The organism is Acidobacteriota bacterium, from assembly GCA_020853395.1.
Classification (GTDB): Bacteria; Acidobacteriota; Vicinamibacteria; order Vicinamibacterales; family SCN-69-37; genus JADYYY01.
On sequence record JADYYY010000013.1, the window covers coordinates 105,179 to 125,725 of the forward strand.

At 68.5% G+C, this 20,547-nt stretch carries 17 protein-coding genes; 7 read left to right on the forward strand and 10 right to left on the reverse strand.

All coding sequences use genetic code 11. The features are described from left to right. Positions 1 to 33: 33 nt before the first annotated feature. Positions 34 to 798, forward strand: coding sequence for a DUF4159 domain-containing protein (locus IT184_13675; protein MCC7009851.1), 765 nt, complete (start codon positions 34 to 36; stop codon positions 796 to 798). Between the two features lie 43 nt (positions 799 to 841). Here the strand turns inward: IT184_13675 and IT184_13680 are convergent, their stop codons facing one another. Both IT184_13680 and IT184_13685 read right to left on the reverse strand, forming a co-directional pair. After that, the gene (locus IT184_13680) at positions 842 to 1,270 is read right to left on the reverse strand and encodes an ester cyclase (protein ID MCC7009852.1); all 429 of its coding nucleotides are present in this window, start codon (positions 1,268 to 1,270) and stop codon (positions 842 to 844) included. A gap of 138 nt (positions 1,271 to 1,408) precedes the next feature. Then, positions 1,409 to 2,668 (reverse strand): hypothetical protein, encoded by a 1,260-nt coding sequence (locus IT184_13685; protein ID MCC7009853.1) that lies wholly within the window; start codon positions 2,666 to 2,668, stop codon positions 1,409 to 1,411. A 1,768-nt stretch (positions 2,669 to 4,436) separates the two neighbouring features. On the opposite strand from IT184_13685, the gene IT184_13690 reads away from it, so the two are divergent. After that, positions 4,437 to 5,588: a VWA domain-containing protein gene (locus IT184_13690; GenBank protein ID MCC7009854.1), complete on the forward strand. Its 1,152-nt coding sequence runs from the start codon at positions 4,437 to 4,439 to the stop codon at positions 5,586 to 5,588. Here IT184_13690 and IT184_13695 read toward each other — a convergent pair. The 5 genes from IT184_13695 to IT184_13715 form a co-directional block, all read right to left on the reverse strand. Then, entirely contained in the window at positions 5,576 to 6,079 is a 504-nt protein-coding gene (locus IT184_13695) for a YajQ family cyclic di-GMP-binding protein (protein MCC7009855.1), read from the reverse strand. The genes IT184_13690 and IT184_13695 overlap by 13 nt on opposite strands. Before the next feature lie 6 nt (positions 6,080 to 6,085). Further along, positions 6,086 to 7,252: a xylose isomerase gene (locus IT184_13700; GenBank protein MCC7009856.1), complete on the reverse strand. Its 1,167-nt coding sequence runs from the start codon at positions 7,250 to 7,252 to the stop codon at positions 6,086 to 6,088. Positions 7,253 to 7,271: 19 nt separating this feature from the next. Further along, positions 7,272 to 8,768: a xylulokinase gene (xylB, locus tag IT184_13705; protein MCC7009857.1), complete on the reverse strand. Its 1,497-nt coding sequence runs from the start codon at positions 8,766 to 8,768 to the stop codon at positions 7,272 to 7,274. Positions 8,769 to 9,364: 596 nt separating this feature from the next. Continuing rightward, positions 9,365 to 11,020 carry an ABC transporter permease gene (locus tag IT184_13710; protein MCC7009858.1) on the reverse strand — a complete coding sequence of 552 codons (1,656 nt, stop codon included), beginning with the start codon at positions 11,018 to 11,020 and terminating at the stop codon, positions 9,365 to 9,367. Then, positions 11,017 to 11,958, reverse strand: a complete 942-nt coding sequence (locus tag IT184_13715) for an ABC transporter ATP-binding protein (GenBank protein MCC7009859.1) — start codon at positions 11,956 to 11,958, stop codon at positions 11,017 to 11,019. The genes IT184_13710 and IT184_13715 overlap by 4 nt, the downstream gene beginning before the upstream one ends. A gap of 290 nt (positions 11,959 to 12,248) precedes the next feature. Between IT184_13715 and IT184_13720 the strand changes: the two genes are divergently transcribed. Together IT184_13720 and IT184_13725 are read left to right on the forward strand one after the other, a co-directional pair. Next, positions 12,249 to 12,599 (forward strand): PadR family transcriptional regulator, encoded by a 351-nt coding sequence (locus IT184_13720; GenBank protein ID MCC7009860.1) that lies wholly within the window; start codon positions 12,249 to 12,251, stop codon positions 12,597 to 12,599. Then, a complete protein-coding gene (locus IT184_13725) occupies positions 12,599 to 15,277 on the forward strand; it encodes an ABC transporter permease (protein MCC7009861.1) in 2,679 nt (892 codons plus the stop codon). Before IT184_13720 ends, IT184_13725 begins: the two co-directional genes overlap by 1 nt. A gap of 2 nt (positions 15,278 to 15,279) precedes the next feature. Here IT184_13725 and argG read toward each other — a convergent pair whose 3' ends face one another. From argG to IT184_13740, 3 genes are all read right to left on the reverse strand, one after another. Then, complete coding sequence (argG, locus tag IT184_13730; GenBank protein ID MCC7009862.1) at positions 15,280 to 16,629, reverse strand: argininosuccinate synthase; 1,350 nt, start codon at positions 16,627 to 16,629, stop codon at positions 15,280 to 15,282. 77 nt (positions 16,630 to 16,706) lie between these two features. Then, positions 16,707 to 16,934 (reverse strand): hypothetical protein, encoded by a 228-nt coding sequence (locus IT184_13735; GenBank protein ID MCC7009863.1) that lies wholly within the window; start codon positions 16,932 to 16,934, stop codon positions 16,707 to 16,709. Between the two features lie 98 nt (positions 16,935 to 17,032). Then, positions 17,033 to 17,356: an RNA-binding protein gene (locus tag IT184_13740; protein ID MCC7009864.1), complete on the reverse strand. Its 324-nt coding sequence runs from the start codon at positions 17,354 to 17,356 to the stop codon at positions 17,033 to 17,035. A 266-nt stretch (positions 17,357 to 17,622) separates the two neighbouring features. Between IT184_13740 and IT184_13745 the strand changes: the two genes are divergently transcribed. From IT184_13745 to IT184_13755, 3 genes are all read left to right on the forward strand, one after another. Then, positions 17,623 to 17,865: a hypothetical protein gene (locus IT184_13745; GenBank protein MCC7009865.1), complete on the forward strand. Its 243-nt coding sequence runs from the start codon at positions 17,623 to 17,625 to the stop codon at positions 17,863 to 17,865. Between the two features lie 76 nt (positions 17,866 to 17,941). Further along, positions 17,942 to 19,447 carry a radical SAM protein gene (locus tag IT184_13750; protein ID MCC7009866.1) on the forward strand — a complete coding sequence of 502 codons (1,506 nt, stop codon included), beginning with the start codon at positions 17,942 to 17,944 and terminating at the stop codon, positions 19,445 to 19,447. An 83-nt stretch (positions 19,448 to 19,530) separates the two neighbouring features. Beyond that, positions 19,531 to 20,532: a GDP-L-fucose synthase gene (locus IT184_13755; GenBank protein MCC7009867.1), complete on the forward strand. Its 1,002-nt coding sequence runs from the start codon at positions 19,531 to 19,533 to the stop codon at positions 20,530 to 20,532. Positions 20,533 to 20,547 lie beyond the last annotated feature (15 nt).

Below are 20,547 nucleotides of genomic sequence, written 5' to 3' on the forward strand. Positions count from 1 at the left end.
TTGCGCCGCCTCCGTTCTGTGAGACGCTAGGCCATGCTCCGCATCCGGGCCCGCGTCTGGCTCGCGGTCGCGCTGGCCGTGCTCGCGGCGGCGCCTGCCGTGCTGTACGCGCAGTGGGGACGCTTCGGCGGCGGCCGTGGGGCGATGATCCTGCCGAACGCGCCGTACGACGGCCGGTTCGCGTTCGTCCGCATCCGCTACCGATCGGGAGGAAGCTGGAGCGCCGACTATCCGGCCATGGAGCGCAACCTGTCGACGATGCTGAAGGCGCTCACGTCGATGGACCCGCACGTGGAGGCGACGAACGTGCACACGCTCGACGATCCCGAGCTGCACAAGTTCCCCGTCGCCTACCTCACCGAGCCGGGCTACTGGATTCCGAACGAGGAGGAGGTCATCGGCTTGCGGACCTACCTCGCGAAGGGCGGCTTCCTCATCGTGGACGACTTCCACTTCGAGCCGGAGTGGGCGACCTTCGAGCGAGCGATCCGGCGCGTGCTGCCGCAGGCGCGCATCGACGTGCTCGACGTCTCGCATCCGGTGTTCCACAGCTTCTTCGAGATCACGTCACTGCGCGTGCCGTATCCAGGCCGTCTCGGCGAAGCCGGCCTGTACGGCGAGTTCTACGGCATCCACGAGGACAACGATCCCGCCAAGCGGCTGAGCGTGGTCATCAACTACAACATGGACATCGGCGACTACATGGAGTGGTCCGCGACCGACGTCTACAACCCGATGCCGACGAACGAAGCCTACAAGTTCGGCATCAACTACGTGATCTACGGCTTGACGCATTGACCGCCGGCGGCGCGGTCGCCGCCGGTCACGCCGGGCGGCCGCGTCACACCGGCTTCGCCTTCAGCACGCCGATCTGCACGAGCAGGCCGGTGAAGTCGTAGACGCGGCGTTCGCGCACGATCAGGCCGTCGCGCACGTCGAGCAGGAACACGATCGGAAACCGGAACGTCTTGCCCGTCGGAGACAAGCCCATCAGCTCGCCCGTGTGCGTGCCATGGGCGGAGGCCACCACCACGACACGGCCGGTGTTCATGTCGACGATGGGCGGCTCGGGCGTGAAGACGCCGTCGGGGAACGCCGAGAAGAAGGCGTCGAACACGCGCGTCACGCCGGCCTTGCCGATGCGCGATCCCGCCATCGGGCTGTCGAGCCGCGCATCGTCGTCGTACAACGCGGCGTACGCGTGCGGATCGCGGCGGTCGAGCGTCTGCTGCCATCGGCCGATGAGATCGAGCACTTCGTCTCGCGTCATCCGTGCGACCCTCGGACCGCCATCCTTCCGCCTGTCGGCCGGCGATGCCGGCCGGCGGCATGCCGGCGAACGCAGTTCGGTTGGCGGATGCGGCGGACTATAGCAGAGGACGAGGCCAGCGGCCGATCGTTCCGCGGATTACGGACGCTGACCGGCCGCCACGAGAGGGCCGGCCGGCGCCGCGCCACCGGAACGGCCCATCATCAGCCGGAGCGTCCGGCCAGGATGCCGCAGGTCGTCCTGCACGGTCGCCCAGCCGATCCGATCGAGATAACCGAGGAGCCCGAAGGCGAGCACCACGAGCGCGACGGGCAGTGCCGCGTTGAAGCGTGCGATCGACGGCAGGAGAGCGGGCACGGCCAGACCCGCGGCGGCGGCGACGTTCCGGAGCGCCCGCTTGTCTGGCACGAGCAGCAGGACGAGCAGGTGCCGGGCGACGTTCATCTTGAGCCCGAGGAACATCGCGAACGGCACGAGCCCCCACCCGATGCGATCCTCGAGATCGAATCCTGCCCGGACGTCGACGTACGCGATCACCAGGCCGAACGTCGCGGCGACCACGAGCGCGCCGATCGCGTCGTTCCAGTCGCCCTTGAGCTCGCTCCCGTATCGATAGATGTAGAGGTAGTTCTCCCACACGAAATAGGGCGCCACCAGCCCGAGCAGGAGCACGCCGAGAAAGGCTGCCGCCGTCGCCCGGCGCATCGCTGGAAGGTTCTTCGCGTAGTACAGCGGCGACAGCTTGATCGCGATCGCCAAGGCCATCAGCACGTGGGCGGCATCGGGTGCGCGGCGCGCCGCGTAGAGCGCCATCATCACCACGGCCAGCATGATCAGGTACGTGTTGTCCTGGACGTAGACGAACCGCTCGCTGAAGTAGGAGAAGTTGAGGTAGAGCAGCGGGAAGAGGTACCAGCGCGTCTGCCAGAAGCGCCGCGCGGATGCGACGAGGAAGACGCACGCGAGGGCCAGGATGACGCCGTAGAAGCCGACGCCCAGACGCTCTCCGAGCGCGTAGGCGCCGGCCTCGGCGAGGAGCGCGGCGGGTGGATACGGTGCCGACGCCTCCTTGCTCCACGTCGCGGCTTCGAGCGGCGTTTGCTCGGTTCGCGCTTTCGTGTACATGTCGCTCGGGTCGTGGAGCACCGCGCGGGCGGTGAACCCGTCGCCGATCGTGTCGGGGCCGAAGCCGGGGCGCTGCTCGATGCCGCCGAGCCCGGGCCATCGGCCGAGGTCGAGCCACGCTTTCGGGACGTTCGGCAGCGAGACGCCAATCATCACCACGGCCGTGAGCGTGAATCCGAGCCGGCGCACCCACGAAGGTGCCGCCAGCAGACGGCGGTCCGCGGCTGCCGCGGCATCCCAGAGGCGCCGACAGAAGGCCAGGATCGCGGGCATCGGGGGATTGTACGGGTACGACGGGTGCGACTGGTACGACGGGTACGACAGGCGAGAGGAACGAGCTGACGCTGGTCAGCTTCGATCCTTCGTCGGGTACGACAGGTACGACTGGTACGGCGGGTACGACGGGCGAGAGGAACGGACTGACGCTGGTCAGCTTCGGTCAACTCACGTTCGTCGGGACGACGGGTGCGACTTGGGCGATGGGTGCGACAGGCGAGAGGAACGAGCTGGCGCTTGTCAGCTTCGTTCAACTTACGTTCGTCGGGTACGACGGGTGCGACTGGTACGTCGGGTACGACGGGCGAGAGGAACGAACTGACGCTGGTCAGCTTCGATCGTGGCTGAACGGCCGTGGGCAATGGGGAGGGCGTGCTGCGCGATGCGCGGGTGGGCGGCTTGCGCTCGTCCTCGCGCCATTGGTGACCACCAACTGAAGAAAGAGACCCGCGTGAGGAGTCATCTCACAGGCCAGCGAAGCAAGGTTCGGCGCAGGTGAGCTGAGCGATGTCTGCCGGCGGAAGAGCTGACAGTTTCGCCGATTGAAGATCTGATAGATCGACGACGGGACGAGCCTCAGTTCGTCGTGGCCTTCTGACGAGATCGATGGCGGCGGGGCTGGTGTTCATCTTGCGTGCCGGGCCGGCCGCGCCGACTCGTCAGGATGATCCCGATCCGCGTGGGTCGGCGTGGTGCTAAGCGGGTCGTATCCGCGATCGCCGGTCAGTCGCGACAGCAGGGCGCAATGAGACGGTGGCGGGACGAGGTCGGCTCATACGGTGACGTGCTGGCGTCGTGGACGGCGATCTCAGGACGAGCACGGTTCACAGTCACGATGATGTTGGAGCCCTGCCGCTCTGTGTCGGACGGACGAAGTCCCTCGGCCGAATCATGGCCGGGAAGCATTGCCACGCGTCGCCATTCGCCGAGGTGAAGGCCTCGATGAGATCGATTTGGCCGCGGGCGCCAAGGTCTTCGGCGAGGACCCACACGCGATTGACCCGGCCGGTCGGTGCCAGAGCTGAAAGCGCAACGGCAGCGCGTTTCGGCGAATACCGGCGCGACGAATCGCCCCGCACCGCCTCCGCAGCACGCATTGAGTACGCCACGCGGAGCAGCCTACGAGCGCCTGCCAGCGTCACGGCCGGAGGGTCGTCCCCGCCTGCGACGAACGAGCGCTGACCGAAGGTGAGCCGCGTCAACTCGTTCCTGTCGCCCGTCGTACCTGTCGGACCGACGAACGCCATCTGAGCAGAAGTTGACCCGCGTCAGTCCGCTCCTGTCGCCCGTCGTGCCGTCGTACCTGTCGTACCCGTCGGACCGAGAAACGCCATCCGAGCAAAGTCGACCCACGTCAGTTCGTTCCTGTCGCCTGTCGTGCCTGTCGTACCTGTCGTACCTGTCGTACCTGTCGTACCGGTCGCACCTGTCGAGCCCGTCGGACCGAGAAATGCCATCTGAGCAAAGGTTGACCGGCGTCAGTCCGTTCCTGTCGCCCGTCGTACCGGTCGTACCTGTCGTACCCGTCGTACCCGACGACGAAAGTTGATCGAAGTTGACCGGCGTCAGTCCGTTCCTGTCGCCTGTCGTACCTGTCGTACCTGTCGTACCCGTCGTACCTGTCGTCCCCGTCGACGTAAGTTGATCGAAGCTGACCAGCGCCAGCTCGTTCCAGTCGCCTGTCGTACCTATCGTACCCGTCGTACCCGTCGCCCCCGTCGAACCCATGCGACAATGGCGGAGCGCCTGCCAGCGCGAGGTCGTCATGTCACGTGCGTGGGGTGCCGTGCTCTGCCTGGCCGTTTCCGGCGTCGTGCTCACGGCTGCACGGCAGCAATACACGTTTCAAGGCGCCGCCAACTCGGTGCCGGTCTACACCACGGTCGTCGACGCGGGCGGGCGGCTCGTCACGGATCTCGTCGAGAGCGACTTCGAGGTCTTCGACAACGGCGCCCCGCAGGCGCTGACGCTCTTCGCCAACGAGATCCAGCCCATCACGATCGTCGTCATGCTCGACCGCAGCCAGAGCATGGAACGGAACAACGACCTCGTGCGGGACGCGGCCGGGCAGTTCATCGGCCACCTCGACGACACGGACCGCGCGAAAGTCGGCAGCTTCAGCAATCACATCCAGATCGATCCGCAGGAATTCACGAGCGACCGCGCCGTGCTGGCCGGCATCCTGCGGGATCGGCTGGTCGGCCCGGGCATGACGCCGCTCTGGAACGCGACGGCGCGGGCGATGGACGCCCTGTCGGGCGAAACGCGGCGCAAGGTCGTGCTCGTGTTCACCGACGGCTTCAACACGCCGCAATGGGGCGAAGGCAACGTGTCGTTCTCGACGGTCCAGCGGCGCGCGCAGGTCGAGGGCGTGATGATCTACGCCGTCGGTCTTGCGGACGTCTGCGGCGACAGCCTGATGGGCATGCCGGGTGTTCCGCGCTTCGAGGAACAGCGGCCGGGAGGACGGCTGCCACCCATGGGACCGGGCCGGCGGCCGGGCGGGCCGATCGGACGAGGCCCGCTTGGCCGGCCGCCCGTGCCGTTCCCTCCGCCGATCGGGCGGCCGCCCGGCGACGGCTTTCCGGGCCTCCCGGGCGATCCGCGCGACGATGAGGTGCGCCGCCCCAGGTGCGTGGCGACGAAGCCCGACCCCGGGCTCCGCGAGATCGCGGACATGAGCGGCGGCGGCTACTTCGAGCTCTCGAGTACCGACAACCTGGCGGCCACGTTCACGCGCGTCGCCGACGAGCTGCACCGGCAGTACCTGCTCGCGTATCAACCGCCGGCGTTCGACGGGACGCTGCACACGATCGACGTGCGGGTCCGGAAACCCGGCGTGATCGCAAGGGCGCGGCGGTCGTATCTGGCGCCGCTCGCGGCCACGTCAGCACGCGAGGCCGTTCAGCCGCGATAGTTGCCGAACTGCAGCTCGACGCCGAAGTCCTGCGCGCGCAACAGCCGCATGGCCTGCTGCAGCTCGTCCTTCGACGGCGAGGAGACGCGGAGCTGATCGCCCTGAATGGCGACCTGCACCTTCTTCAGCTTCTGATCCTTCAGGAACTTGACGATGTCGCGCGCGGCGTCGCTGGGGATACCCTGCTGCAGCGACACGGATCGCTTGACGAGGCCGCCGCCGATGGGGGCGATGTCAGACGGCTCGAGGTTCTTCACCGGCACGCCGCGCTTGATCATGCGCGAGAGCACGACCTCCCACAGGGCCTCCATCCGGAAGTTGTCGTCCGACACGAGCTCGAGGGCGTTCTCGGCCCGCTTGAAGTCGATCGACGACTTCGAGTCCTTGAAATCGTAGCGCTGGGCCACTTCCTTGCGGGCCTGGTTGACCGCATTGTCGACCTCCTGGAGATCGACCGCGGACGTGATGTCGAACGACGCGAGTGCGGCCATGCCCGTCTACCTTACGCCGAGCAGCACCTCCATCGTCAACTGATCGAGCCGCTCGTACTGCAGTGGTCGCGACGCCATGACGCGGCGGTCGAAGGCCAGGGCGAGCAGCGCGTCACGGTGCGGCCGAGAGTAGAGCAGCGCCGACGGTGCCTCCTGGCTGGCCGTCTCGGCGCCGGCCACGAGCGCCTGGATCTCGGGATCGGCGTTCCAGCGGCGCGCCTTCTCCTCGAGGATGAGATACGTGCGCATGCAGCCGCGCGCGAAGTCCTTCACGCCCTCGTGATCCTCGGTCCGATAGGCGTGCGCGTCGAAGTGGCGGGGCCCGTCGTAGCCCACGTCATGGAGGAACTTGACGAGGAAGAACGTGCTCTTGGGGTTGGCGGCGCCGAACCGGTAGTCCTGATCGTAGCGGCCGCTGACCTGATCGTTGAGATCGATGTGGAACAGCTTGCCCGCCTCCCATGCCTGCGCGACGGCATGGACGAAGTTCAGGCCGGCCATCGTCTCGTGGGCGACTTCAGGGTTCACGCCGACCATCTCGGGATGGGCGAGCGTCGCGATGAAGCCCAGGTAGTTGCCGGTCGTGGCCATGTAGACGTCGCCACGAGGCTCGTTCGGTTTCGCCTCCATCGCGAAGCGGTAGCCGTACCGCTGATCGCGGCTGTACTCGCACAGGTAGTTCACGGCGTCGCGCAGCCGTTTGACGGCCTCGTCCGGCCGCCGGCACGCGTCGGTTTCGACGCCTTCGCGTCCGCCCCACAGCACGAAGATCGTCGCGCCGAGCTCGGCGCCGAGATCCATGGCGCGCATCGTCTTCTGCACCGCGTAGGCGCGGACGGCCGGATCGTTGGCCGTGAACGCGCCGTCTCGGAAGACCGGATCGGTGAAGAGGTTGGCCGTGGCCATCGGCACGACGAGCCCGTACCGTTCGCACGCCCGGCGGAAGTCGCGAACGATCCGATCGCGATCCGCGGGCGTGGCGTCGATCGGCACGAGGTCGTTGTCGTGGAAGTTCACGCCCCAGGCGCCGACCTCGCCGAGCAGCGCGGCCGCACTCACCGGATCGAGTGGCGGACGAACGGCGTCGCCGAACGGATCGCGGCCGACGTTGCCGATCGTCCAGAGACCGAAGGTGAACCTGTGTTCGGGGCGGGGCGTGTAGGGGTCGGTCATCGCCAGTCCTTTCGCGTTGTCACTCGAGCCGCGTGATGCTGCGCAGCGCAGGATAGATCCGCCGGTACCGTTCGTACTGGCCCCGCATCGTGGCGACGGCATCGCCCAGCGGCGGCGTGGTGACCGACGTGTGGACGACGCGATCGCAGGCCTCGTCCACGGACGGCCAGGCGCCGGCGCCGACGCCGGCCAGCAGCGCCGCGCCGTAGGCCGCGCCTTCCTCGGCCGCGACGGTGACGACCGGACGGCCGTACACGGTCGCCTGGATGTCGCGCCAGAGCGCCGAGCGGGCGCCGCCACCACCGACGCGCACGGTCGTCACCGGCAGCCCAAGTTCCTCGAACACCGCGAAGCTGTCCTTCAGGCTGAACGCGACACCTTCGAGCACGGCGCGCGCGACATGACCGCGCGAGTGCGTGGCCGCCAACCCGACGAGGGCGGCGCGCACGTCGGGGTCACAGTGCGGCGTACGCTCGCCCATCAAGTACGGTGCCCAGAGAACGCCGTCGGATCCCGGCGGTACGCCGGCGGCTTCGGCGGTGATCCGATCGTACGCGGCCTCGCCGCTCGACGCATCGCCGAACCACTGATCACGCAGCCATCTCAGCGACAGCCCGGCGGCTTGGGTGACGCCCATCACGTGCCATCGATCAGGCACGGCGTGACAGAACGTATGAATGCGGCCGCGGCGGTCGAGCGCGGGCCGCTCCGTCGCCGCGAACACGACGCCCGACGTCCCGATCGTCACGCTCACGGCGCCCGGCCGCGTGATGCCCATCCCGACGGCGCCCGCCGCCTGATCGCCGGCGCCGGCGACGATCGGCGTCCCGGCCGCGAGGCCTGACACGCGCGCAGCGTCGGCCGAGACGGCGGCCGTGACGGCAGGCGATTCAAAGACGTCCGGCAGGAGCGCCCGGGAGAGCTCGACGGCGTCGAGCATCTCGGCGGACCACTGGCGGCCTGCCACGTCGAGCAGCAGGGTGCCGGAGGCGTCCGCGACATCGGTCGCGAACGCGCCGCTCAGCCGGTAGCGGACGTAGTCCTTCGGCAGGAGGACGTGCGCCACGCGCGCCCAGCGATCGGGCTCGTTGCGACGCACCCAGAGGAGCTTCGTCAGCGTGAAATTCGTGAGCGCGGGGTTGCTCGTCAGCTCGAGGAGCCGCGCCGGCCCGATCTCGTCGTGGAGCCAGCGGCATTCGCCGGCCGTTCGCTGATCGCACCAGATGATGGCCGGGCGGATGACCTCACCGCGACCGTCGAGGAGCACGGCGCCGTGCATCTGTCCTGACAGGCCGATGCCGGCGATGTCCGATGCGCGCACGTTCGCCGCCGCCAGCACGTCCCTGAGAGCGCCGGCAGCCGCGTGCCACCAGTCTTCCGGATCCTGTTCGGCCCACGCGGGACCAGGCGACGTGAAGGGCGCGTGCGGCCTCGTGGCCGACGCGAGGATCGCGCCCTGCTGATCGACGAGCACGGCCCTCGAGCCGCCCGTGCCGACGTCCAGACCGAGGATCATGGCGACAATGTACAAAGGGCAAAGGGCAAAGGGCAAAGGGCAAAGGGCAAAGGGCAAAGGGCAAAGGGCAAAGGGCACAGGTCTGGAAGGAACTGACGCTGGCCAACTGTTCGCTCAGTTCGAGCAGCCTGCCGCGATGCAGACGCCTCGCCTCGAGTGTCCATGACAGACCAGCCATTCCGGTACGTCGCAGCTCCCGCTCGCAACAGAGGCGCTGCAGTGGGACGTCCTGCCGTCGTGCGCGGTAACAGAACATCGGTCGGGGAATCTCCATCCGACTCGTGCACGGCGACGCAGACGTTGCACGCGACGCGTGCGTTTCGAGACTCCCGAGGCGGGGATGGGCGCTGGACGGGCCGCGTCGCGTCGCGCGCAGGCGACGCCCGCGATGACGCGCTTCGTGCGAGGACCACACCGGGCTGTCCCGCGACAGGACCCGACTTCGCGGAGCCTTGGCGCGCACTCGACGTGCCCGCGACGCGCCAGCCAGTCGCGCACGCCGCACTGCCGCGAGATGAAGAAAACGAGATGAAGAAAACGATTGGCCAGCGTCAGTTCCTTCCTGACCTGTGCCCTTTGCCCTCTGCCCTTTGCCCTTATTTGATGTGTCCCGTGAGGCGGCCGAGGAGCTTCACGGCGTAGATTGCCGTGCGATTGCGGATCTCCTCGTCGTCGGGCGGCATCGCCTTGAGCTGCAGCGGCGCGACGTCCTCCGCCGTCAGCGTCGTCCCACCCTCGGGATGGAGCGCGATCCAGTAGAGCACCTTGATCAACTCGTCGCGTGGTGACGCGTCCAACAGTTGGCGAAACACGATCCGCGGCAGGTACGCCTCGAGCGCCGTCTGTGCGACGTCGTGCACGCCGAGCACGCCAAGCAGATTGCGAGCGCGTTGGACCGGATCGGGGACGAGACCGGGCGACCACGACAGCAGCGCGTCGTCGACGAGCGCGACCTGGTCCGCAACATCGGGATCGGGCTGCATGTCGCTCGTCGCGATGGGCGTGACGACGCTGCGATCGGAGGGCAGCCGATCGAAGGTGAGATCGCGATCGATGTCGGCGAGGGTGACCGCCTGCCAGGACGCCGGCACCGGTGGCGTTGGCGGCGCGGCAGCCGGCGTCGCGGGCAGCGGTTCAGCGGGAGTCGCGGGCGGAACACCAGCCCGCGCCGCGCCGCTTCGCGTCGCGGTTGCGGCCGGCGGGCTCGCGACGGCGGGTCGAGGAGGCGCCGTGGGAGCGTGCGTCGCGGACGGCTCGCGCCGCGCCGTGGTGGTCTGCGGCGCCGTGGCCTTGGGTGTCTCGGCCGGCGCGGCTGTCGTTGTCGTCGATGCGGTGGGCGTTTCTGGTTCGGCCGCCGGCTCGTTGCTCGCCGGCACCGAAGGAGAAGCCGGCGGGGCCGACGGGACCGTGGCAACCGCCGAGGCCACGCTCCGCGCTCGGCCGCGCGCCTCGGCGGCCAGGCCGACGCCGATCCAGGCGACGAGCGCGACGGCGAGCCAGCCCTTGCCCTGCAACGCTGCGAACCGCTGATCTCGATCCCAGCGGAAGAGCTTGCCGCCGGCGAGACACCCCGCGACTCCGATTGCGAGGAGCGCCGCGAGGTTGAACAGGCTTCCGGTAAGGCCGCTGCCGCTCACCGCCGCCTGGATCACCTCGACGGCGTAACGGCCCGGCAGGAACGCCGACACGTGTTCCGCCCAAGGAGGCAGGCTCGTGAGCGGCACCGCCACGCCGCCGATGATCAGCATCGGCAGGAACAGGCTCTGACCGAGCGCCTGCACGGCCGGGACGTTGTCGGCCATCGTCGCGATCACCAGCCCGAGCCCGAGAAACGCGAACGACACGAAGGTGAACGCCAGCCACAGATCGAGCGGGTGGCGCGGCCACGGCATGCCGAGGCCCATGGCGAGCACGAGCTGCAGCGCACCGGCCGTCAAGAGCAGGACGTAGCGGGCCAGCACTGTGCTCGCGACGACGGCGGCCGTCGGCACCGGCGTGAGACGATAGCGGCGCCACACGCCGCGCTCGCGCTCGCCGACGATCGTCGTCGGAAGGCCGAAGCACGCGCCGCCCAGCACCGTGATGGTCAGCAGTTCGCCCATGTGCCGGACGAGCGGCACCTGGTCGTACCGATAGAGCGTCCAGAACGCGATCAGGAAGATCGTCGGGAAGAGATAGCCGTAGACCATGGCCATCGTGTTCCGGAAGTAGAGCCGAAGGTGCAGGGCGAACTGGCGAGCCAGGGCGCTCATCGCTCGGCCGTCTCCGCCTGCGTGGCCGCGTGCGCCGAGGCGGTCACCTGCAGCAGGACGTCCTCGAGCGTGGCCTTCTCGGCGTGGAGCTCGACGATCTCGATTCCGGCGGCCGACAGGCGCGGCACGAGGTCGGCGAGCGCGCGCGTGACGTTCGCGGCCGCGAACGTCAGTCGGCCGTCACGCTGGTTCACGTCGTGCGCGCCGCCAATCGAGGTCAGCACGCCCCCTGGCACCGGCGACGTCGTCACGACCGTGACCGCCGTGGTGCCGGTGGAGCGGGCGATGAGATCGCCGGGCGTGCCGGTCGCGACGACGCGGCCGTGGTCGATGATGGCGATGCGATCGCAGAGGGCCTCGGCCTCCTCGATGTCGTGGGTCGTGAGCAGCACCGTGTGGCCGTCCGCTCTCATGCGGAGGATCTCGCCGCGCAGCTCCCGTCGAACCTCGACGTCCAGCCCGGCGGTCGGCTCGTCGAGGAACACGAGATCCGGGGCGTTGACGAAGGCGAGCGCGAGGGCCAGGCGCTGCCGCTGGCCGCCGGACAGGGTCGAGAAATAGGCGTCGGCTTTCGCGGTGAGGCCGAACCGTTCGAGCAATGCCGCCGGGTCGAGCCGGCGGCGGTAGAACGCACCGAACACGGCGAGCGCCTCGCGCGGCGTGATCTGATCCTGCAGCGCGACGGACTGGAGCGCCGCGCCGATCCGCTGCTTGATCTCCTGCGGCTGCCGGCGGGCGTCGATGCCGCACACCTCGATGAGGCCGCTGTCGGGCTGCCGCAGCCCGATGACGCACTCGATCGTCGTGGTCTTGCCCGCGCCGTTCGGGCCGAGGAGGCCGAAGATCTCGCCGTCGACGATCTCGAAGCTCACGCCGTCGGCCGCCCGCGTGGTGCCGTAGGCCTTCCGGAGATCGCGGACGAGCACGGTGGTCGCCATGGGTCGTGAGGCCTCCCTAAGATAGTCCGCCATCGTCGACGCCGCCAACCGCGGCGCGGGGCCGACCGGACGCGCTCACGCGGCCCCACTGGTCGTCCTCTTGACAATCTAGATGAGAGGGCCGTATCGTGGATTCTCCACTAGCCAATCTAGATGAGCGTGATGAGTTGGATGAGCTCGATGAGTCAGATGAGTCAGATGAGCTCGATGAGCTCGATGAGCTCGATGAGTCAGTTGAGTCAGTTGAGTCAGTTGAGTCAGTTGAGTCAGTCGAGAAGGAGCGCCTCGCCATGAGCCCGACCGAGAAGCCGAGCGCCCTGCTGCAGGGCACGCTCGACATGCTGATCCTGAAGACGCTCGCCCTCGAGCCGATGCACGGCTACGGCATCGGCGTCCGCATCACCCAGATCAGCCAACAGGCGTTCCAGGTGAATCCCGGGTCGCTGTTCCCGGCGTTCCGGCGGCTGGAGCGCGACGGGTTGATCAAGGGCGAGTGGCGGGCGACCGAGAACAACCGCCGCGCCAAGTGGTACGCGCTCACGCCGCGCGGCCGTGCGCGGCTGAAGGCGCAGACGCGCGACTGGCAGACGCAGGCCGCCGCCATCGCGATGATCCTCGGCGCCACGCCGGGAGACCTGTGATGACCACGCTCGTGCGCCGGTGGCTCGACGGCCTCGGGCGGCTCTTCAGGCCGCGGCGCGTGGACGACGATCTGGACCGCGAGCTCTCGGCGTACCTCGACGCCGCGATCGAGCAGAACGTGGCGAGCGGGATGACGGCCTCGGACGCCGTGCGGACCGCGCGCATCGAGATGGGCAGCCTAGCGGCGGTCAAGGACCACGTGCGCGACGTGAGCTGGGACGCCAGCCTCCGCGCGCTCGGGCGCGACATCCGCACCGCGGGCCGCTCGCTGCGCCGAACGCCCGGACTGACCGTGGTCGCGGTCCTGACGCTGATGCTGGGCATCGGCGCCAACACCGCGCTGTTCTCCATCTTCAACAGCCTTCTCATGAAGCCGTTGCCGGTGAAAGACCCGGAGCGCCTCGTCTACCTCTCCGAGGGCTCGTGGACCTATCCCATCTGGGAGCAGATCCGGCTGCGCGCGCCCGAGCTGTTCGAGGACGCCTTCGCCTGGTCGAACCAGACGTTCGATCTGGCGGACGGCGGTGAAGTCGAGCCCGTCGATGGCGCGTACGTGAGCGGGCGCACGTTCGCGGTCCTGGGCATCCACGCGGTCCGCGGGCGGTCGCTCGGCGAGGGCGACGACCAGCGGCGCGGCGCGCACAGCACCGTCGCGGTCATCAGCCACCGGCTGTGGCAGCAGCGCTACGGCGGCGCCGGCGACGTCATCGGCCGGACGATCACGCTGCAGCGGGTCCCGTTCACGATCGTCGGCGTGATGCCGGCAGGCTTCTTCGGACCCGAGGTGGGACGAGCGTGGAACATCGTGATTCCGTTCGGCGCCGAACCATTGATCACGGGCAATGAGTCCTCGCTCGACCGCCGTTCGACGTGGTGGCTCGACATCATGGTGCGCACCAAGCCAGGGCAGACGGTCGACACGGCCAACGCGCTCCTGCGAGGTGTCCAGCCCCAGATCCGTGAGTCGACGGCTCCTCCCCGGCAAGACGACTTCAGGGAGCTGTTCCTGCGTGAGCCCTTCACGCTTCTCCCCGCGGCCACCGGCCTATCGCCGCTGCGCGACCGCTTTCGCGTGCCGCTCATCGCGTTGGTCGGCGCCGTGGGGCTCGTCCTGCTCATCGGGTGCGCGAACCTTGCGCACCTGACGCTCGCGCGCGGCCTGTCGCGGCAGCGCGAGCTGAGCATTCGCTTGGCGCTCGGCGCCACCCGCGGGCGCCTCGTGCGCCTGCTCCTCGTGGAAAGCGCGCTGCTCGCGGCGGCCGGCACCGCGCTCGGCCTCGTGTTCGCTCAGTGGGCCGGCGGCCTGCTGATCGGGCAGTTCTCGACGTGGCGCGAGACCGTGTCGCTCGACTTGGCGGCGGACTGGCGTGTCCTGGTCTTCGCGACGGGACTGACGGTCTTGACCACCGTGCTCGCCGGTCTGGCGCCGGCGCTCGCCTCGACCCGCATCGGGATCAGCGACGTGTTGAAGGATGCCGCGCGGTCGGTGGCGGGCGATCCGCGGCACCGGCTGCGCAACTGGCTCGTCGTGCTCCAGATTGCCTTGTCGCTCGTCGTCATCGTCGGCGCGGGGCTCTTTCTGCGCACGTTCGTTGCGCTGGCCCGCGTGCCGCTCGGTTTCAGTCCGGACCCGCTGACGGTCATCGAGCTGAATCTGCAGCCCAGCCGCATCCCCGCCGATCAACGCGTATCGCTCATGGAGCGTTTTCGTGAGGCGGCCGTGCGTGTGCCGGGCGTGACGGTGGCGGCCGTCTCCTTGATGACGCCGCTCAGCGGCTCGGTCTGGACCAGCGGCGTCGGCGAGATGCAGGTTCCCGATCGCAGCAAGATGACCTGGAGGAACGGGATCTCGCCCGGATGGTTCGACGCTTACGGCATCCGTCTGCTTGCGGGCCGCGACTTCACCGGGTTCGATCGCCTCGGTCAGGAGCCGGTCGCCATCGTGAACCAGGCATTCGTGACCCGGTTCCTATCGGGCCAGCCCGCTGTCGGCCAGGTCGTCCGGTTGGGCGGACCTGGCGGCCGTACGTCGGCCTATACGGTCGTCGGGCTCGTGAGCGACGCGGTGTACCGCAATCCCCGGGATGGATTCGCGCCCACGATGTACGTGCCGGTCTCGCAGCAGGCGCGGATCGGGCCGACCGTGGCGCTGACGATTGCGGTCGCGTCGGGCGATCGTGCCGCCGTCGAGCGCGCCGTGAGCTCGGCGTTGCACGCCGTGGACCCGACGACGGCCTTCGCCGTGCGGCGATTCGATCAGCTTCGCCGGGCCACGGTCGTGCAGGAGCGGCTCGTCGCGCTGCTCTCCACCTTCTTCGGCGCGCTCGCGCTGCTCCTGGCCGGCATCGGCCTCTACGGCGTCGTGTCGCACGCGGTGGGCTCGCAGCGCACCGAGATCGGCGTGCGGATCGCGCTCGGAGCGAATCGTGCCGACATCGTCGTGATGGTGCTGAAGCGCGTGGCCAGCATCCTGACGGTGGGCGTCGTTGCCGGCGCCGCCATCAGCGTCTGGCTGTCGCGGTTCGTCGCCACCATGCTGTTCGAGATCCAGGCCCGCGATCTCTCGACGTTCGTGGGCGGCGCCGGCGTGCTCGTGGCGACCGCGCTCTTGGCCGCCTGGCTGCCCGCGCGCCGCGCGTCGCTCACCGACCCGGCGGTCGCGCTGCGCGAGGGCTGAGATCAGTCCGCCTTCTCTGGTTTGGCGGCGGCTGGAAGCAGCGGGATCGCCGACTCGCCCGGCTGGGCGAGCAGGCCGGCCTTCGTGTAGACCAGCAGCTTGTCCCTCGTGTCGGTGATGTCGAGGTTGCGCATCGTGAGCTGGCCGATGCGGTCCTGCGGCGAGAAGACCGACTCGCCCTTCTCCATCGTCAGCCGCTCCGGCTTGTACGTCAGGTTCGGGCTGGTCGTATCGAGAATCGAGTAGTCGTTGCCGCGCCGCAGCTCGAGCGTCACGTCGCCCGTGACGGCGCGCGCGACCCAGCGCTGCGCGGTCTCGCGCAGCATCATCGACTGCGGGTCGAACCAGCGGCCCTGGTAGAGCAGGCGGCCGAGGCGGCGGCCGTTCTCGCGGTACTGCTCGATCGTGTCCTCGTTGTGGATGCCGGTGACGAGGCGCTCGTACGCGATGAACAGCAGCGCCATGCCGGGCGCCTCGTAGATGCCGCGGCTCTTGGCCTCGATGATCCGGTTCTCGATCTGATCGCTCATGCCGAGGCCGTGGCGGCCGCCGATCGCGTTCGCGTCCAGCATCAGCGCGACGAGATCCGGATACGTCATGCCGTTCAGCGCGACGGGCCGGCCCTCCTCGAACGTGACCGTGACCGTCTCGGGCCTGATCCGGACCTCGTCCTTCCAGAACGCCACGCCCATGATCGGCTCGACGATCGTGATCCCCGCGTTCAGCCGCTCGAGGTCCTTGGCTTCGTGCGTCGCGCCGAGCAGGTTCGAATCGGTCGAGTACGCCTTCTCGACGCTCATCTTGTAGCCGAAGCCGGCCCGCTCCATGTACTCCGACATCTCCTTGCGGCCGCCCAGCTCGTCGATGAACGCTTGATCGAGCCAGGGCTTGTAGATGCGGAGGTTCGGGTTGGCGAGCAGACCGTAGCGATAGAACCGCTCGATGTCGTTGCCCTTGAAGGTGCTGCCGTCGCCCCAGACGTGCACGTCGTCTTCCTTCATCGCGACGACGAGCAGCGTGCCGGTGACGGCGCGGCCGATCGGCGTGGTGTTGAAGTAGGGCACGCCGGCCGTCGAGATGTGGAACGCCCCGCACTGGAGCGCCGCGAGGCCTTCAGAGACGAGCTGGGATCGGCAGTCGATCAGCCGTGCCAGTTCGGCGCCGTACTGGAGCGCCCGCCGCGGGATGTCGTCGTAGTCGGGCTCGTCGGGCTGGCCGAGGTTGGCGGTGTAGGCATAGGGGATGGCGCCCTTCTGCCGCATCCAGTGAATGGCGGCGCTCGTATCGAGGCCGCCGGAGAACGCGATGCCGACCTTCTGGCCGATCGGGAGGCTCTGGAGAATAGAGGACACGGCCCAACATCTTAGCCGGTCGGCGATCGATGCCGGGTGCCGTGTCGGTCAGCGGCCGGTGTCCGGCGCTGTCGACGTCAGGATCGCTTGGCGGCGGGCTCGGTCGCGGCCTTCTTCCGCCGGGTCTTCGCGGGCTTCACCGGCGCAGGCTCGTCGGTCTTCGACAGGGTGACTTTGTCGGTGATGAACCGGCGGCGGCCGTGGAGGTCGAACTCGATCACCGTGTAGCGCTCGTCGGACGACATCACCGTGCCGGCGCCGTAGTTCGGTTGCGTGACGCGGCTGTCCTTCGCGAATGGCTTCATTGCCCGCCTCCTGATGCGGCCGGTCGAGGCCGCCGAAAAAAGGAACCCGATGGGGCACGAGGCGTGCCCCATCGGGCTATTCTGTCAGGTTTCGAGGCTTACCAGCGGGGTTCCCGCCGGCGGCCGCCGCCACCGCCGCCGCCCGGCCGGGCGAACGGCCGGTCACCGCGCGGTTCCTGCGGACGGGCTTCGTTCACGGTGAGCCGGCGGCCCTCGAGCTGGCTCTCATTGAGCTGCTCGATTGCGGCGCGCGCTCCCTCGTCCGATCCCATTTCCACGAAGCCGAACCCGCGCGACTGGCCCGTGGCCTTGTCGCGGACGAGCCGGACGGACTCGACCGGCCCGTAGGCCGCGAAGGTCTGTTCGAGCGTCTGTTCCTGGGTCGAAAACGAGAGATTGCCAACGTAGAGTCTGCGATTCATCTTTCCCTCTGAGTCTCATCCGCGTGAGGCGGACGGGCTTCGCCGTGCGAAGCCCTGATTAGCCATGTGGACCGTTCCACGAACTGCTGCAAGTCTGAGAGAGAACGAGAACGCTCGGTCGGCTCTGGCGAGTCAGCGGCGGGCTAACGCGAGATCATCAGTATAGCCCGACGCCGCTCGGTACGCCAATTGGCCCGTTCATGCGCTACTATGAGGCACCTCGACCTCCCGGAGTACGGGCAGGAGCGGCAACCGGCGGAGGGTGAGTGCAGAAGTCCCGTCCAACGCAGAACAAGCGCGCCCGCGAACGGGCGCGCCAGGAAAAGCAGCAGCAGAAGGCGGCACGCCGCCTGGAAGCCAAGGCACGCAAAGCCGCTACGCCGGCTGCGCGCGGCGAGGAAGATCCCGACATCGCCGGGATCGTTCCGGGTCCTCAACCCTCGCCCTGGGGGGACGACGAGGAGAACGCTGCTGACACTGACGACGAACCTGACGGCAAGCCGTGGTGACGCCACTGCCCCCTGGCGTTCACGAGGTCCGAACTACAGCGGCAGACGATTGGGCCAGCCGGAGAGGTGTACGAACGTGCGAGTGCAACTGATCAATCCGAGTCATGTGTCGTTCGGCGTGGGCGTCATCACGCCGAGATGGCTCTTCGTGCTGGCCGCCGCGACGCCGGTACAGTACGGCGATCCGATCATCGTGGACGAGACGCTCGAGCAGATCGATCTCTCCACCATCAAGGCCGGCGACATCGTCGGGATCGGCATCCACACCGGCAACGCGCTGCGCGGCTACGAAGTGGGCAACGCGGCCAGAAACGCCGGGGCGACCGTCATCTACGGCGGCATTCACGCGACGCTGTTCCCCGAGGAGCCGCACGAGATCGGCGGTGCCCATGCCGTCGCCAAGGGCGACGGGGACGCGATCTGGGGACAGATCCTCGATGACGCCGCGCACGGCCGGCTGCAACGCATCTACGACGGCGGGCGGGTCGAAGGCGGGGAGTTCCTGAAGGCGCGGTGGGACCTCATGCCCGACGGCAGCTACATGTGGGCGTCCGTCCAGACGCTCCGCGGCTGCCCGAAGCACTGTTCCTTCTGCTCGGTGTGGCGCACGGACGGTCAGAAGCCGCGCCCGCGCACGACCGACGCGGTCGTCGAGGAGATCGTCGAGCTGCGCAAGCGCGGGTTCCGATTCATCGCGCTCGCCGACGACAACTTCTATCCGGTGCCGCTCGCCGATCTGAAGATGGCCGATCGGCGCGCCGACAAGACGCGGTTCAACGAGCTCACGCAGATCCGCAACGAGCGGTTCGAGCTGATGGAGCGCCTCGCCAAGCTGCCCGACGACACGGTGTTCTTCACGCAGATCACCATGGAGGCCTCGGAGGACCCCGATTTCCTCGACGCCATGCGGCGCGCGCACATCAAGGGCGCGCTCGTGGGCATCGAGTCGGTCACCGCGGAAGGCCTGAAGGACGTGTACAAGCCCTTCAACGCCCACGGCGACGAGCTCGTGGCGAGGCTCCGCATGTTCAAGCAGCACGGGCTGCACGTGCTCGGCTCGTTCATCTTCGGGCTGCCGAGCGATAGGCCGTCGACGTTCGACGCCACGGCCGCGCTCGCGCAGGCCGCCGACGTGACGTTCGCCCAGTTCGTGATGCTCACGCCGTTTCCCGGCACGCTGGACTTCGCCGCATGGGAGAAGAGCATGGCCGACGACGCGACGCGCATCGACGGCGTGCCGCTGACGCGCCATTGGCTCATTCCGCAGGCATCGCGTCCCAAGGTCTACACGCCGCACCCGGTGATGTCGGCCGATGAGATCCGGCAGCGGACACAGGGCGTGTGGGACAAGTTCTACAGCCTGCCGCAGATCTGGGAACGCTCGAAGTGCGTCAAGTCGCTCAAGGCGCGGTTGATGTTCCTGCTGATCTCGAAGCTCTACCGGCAGATGTACGCGAACACCGGCATCGCCACCGACAGCGCGCGCGTGACCCGCTCGGCCCAATGGGCACGCCTCATCGCGAAGCCGTGCCGCAAGCTGTTCGCCGGCCGGCCCATGCCGGACCTGCAGGTGCCGGCCTAGCGCCGGCTCCGGACACGCTGTCGGCGTGCGCCTCCCCGCGCGGGGCAGCGGCGCCGATCGCCGGCTCCCTGTGCCCTCGCGCGATGGCTGGCGACGTCCGGCACGGAGGCTGCGTGGATCTCGCTCAGAAGCGCATCGTCGTCACCGGCGGCGCCGGGTTCCTTGGATCGGCGGTCGTGCGCCGTCTCGTGGCCTCGGGCTGCGCGCCGGCCTCTGTCGTCGCGGTTCGCAAGGCCGAGCTCGATCTGGTGCACGAGGCCGATGTCGACCGGCTGTACCGCACGTACGCGCCCCAGGTCGTGATCCACCTGGCGGCCGTCGTCGGCGGCATCGGGGCGAACCGCCGCCATCCAGGTCGCTTCTACTACGAGAACATGATGATGGGCGCGTTGCTCATGGAGCACGCACGGCGCGCGGGCGTCGAGAAGTTCGTCGCGATCGGCACGATCTGCGCGTACCCGAAGTTCACGCCGGTGCCGTTCAGGGAAGAGGAGCTGTGGAACGGCTACCCGGAGGAGACGAACGCGCCCTACGGCATCGCGAAGAAGGCGCTGCTCGTGCAGGCGCAGGCGTACCGCGCCGAGTACGGTTTCAACGCCGTCTACCTGCTGCCGGTCAACCTCTATGGGCCGGGTGACAACTTCGATCCCGGCACCTCGCACGTGATCCCCGCGCTCATCAAGAAGTGCATGGATGCGATCGATCGCGGGGATCGGACCGTCGAGGTGTGGGGCACGGGCCGCGCCACGCGCGAGTTCCTGTACGTGGACGACGCGGCCGAGGGCATCGTGCTCGCGAGCGAACGCTTGGAAACGAGCGATCCGGTGAACCTCGGCGCCGGATTCGAGATCTCGATCCGCGATCTCGCGCAACTGATCGCCAGGCTGACCGGATTCAGCGGTGACCTGGTCTGGAACGCCTCGCAACCCGACGGTCAGCCGCGGCGTCTGCTCGACACGAGCCGCGCCGAAGCCTTGTTCGGCTTCCGCGCGCGCACGAGCTTCGAGGACGGTCTGGCACGGACCGTCGAGTGGTATCGCCAGCAGCGGAGGGCGGCGACCGTCACGGATGCCGCCGGCCGCTGATCGGTGAGGACGCGC

Excerpts from the sequence above, each read along its gene's own strand:
- IT184_13700 (MCC7009856.1), bottom strand. The coding sequence starts at position 7,252 with ATGACCGACCCCTACACGCCCCGCCCCGAACACAGGTTCACCTTCGGT.
- IT184_13710 (MCC7009858.1), bottom strand. The coding sequence starts at position 11,020 with ATGAGCGCCCTGGCTCGCCAGTTCGCCCTGCACCTTCGGCTCTACTTC.
- IT184_13735 (MCC7009863.1), bottom strand. The coding sequence starts at position 16,934 with ATGAAGCCATTCGCGAAGGACAGCCGCGTCACGCAACCGAACTACGGC.
- IT184_13720 (MCC7009860.1), top strand. The coding sequence starts at position 12,249 with ATGAGCCCGACCGAGAAGCCGAGCGCCCTGCTGCAGGGCACGCTCGAC.
- IT184_13675 (MCC7009851.1), top strand. The coding sequence starts at position 34 with ATGCTCCGCATCCGGGCCCGCGTCTGGCTCGCGGTCGCGCTGGCCGTG.
- IT184_13715 (MCC7009859.1), bottom strand. The coding sequence starts at position 11,958 with ATGGCGACCACCGTGCTCGTCCGCGATCTCCGGAAGGCCTACGGCACC.
- IT184_13725 (MCC7009861.1), top strand. The coding sequence starts at position 12,599 with ATGACCACGCTCGTGCGCCGGTGGCTCGACGGCCTCGGGCGGCTCTTC.
- IT184_13695 (MCC7009855.1), bottom strand. The coding sequence starts at position 6,079 with ATGGCCGCACTCGCGTCGTTCGACATCACGTCCGCGGTCGATCTCCAG.
- IT184_13680 (MCC7009852.1), bottom strand. The coding sequence starts at position 1,270 with ATGACGCGAGACGAAGTGCTCGATCTCATCGGCCGATGGCAGCAGACG.
- xylB (MCC7009857.1), bottom strand. The coding sequence starts at position 8,768 with ATGATCCTCGGTCTGGACGTCGGCACGGGCGGCTCGAGGGCCGTGCTC.
- IT184_13685 (MCC7009853.1), bottom strand. The coding sequence starts at position 2,668 with ATGCCCGCGATCCTGGCCTTCTGTCGGCGCCTCTGGGATGCCGCGGCA.
- IT184_13740 (MCC7009864.1), bottom strand. The coding sequence starts at position 17,356 with ATGAATCGCAGACTCTACGTTGGCAATCTCTCGTTTTCGACCCAGGAA.
- IT184_13755 (MCC7009867.1), top strand. The coding sequence starts at position 19,531 with ATGGCTGGCGACGTCCGGCACGGAGGCTGCGTGGATCTCGCTCAGAAG.
- IT184_13690 (MCC7009854.1), top strand. The coding sequence starts at position 4,437 with ATGTCACGTGCGTGGGGTGCCGTGCTCTGCCTGGCCGTTTCCGGCGTC.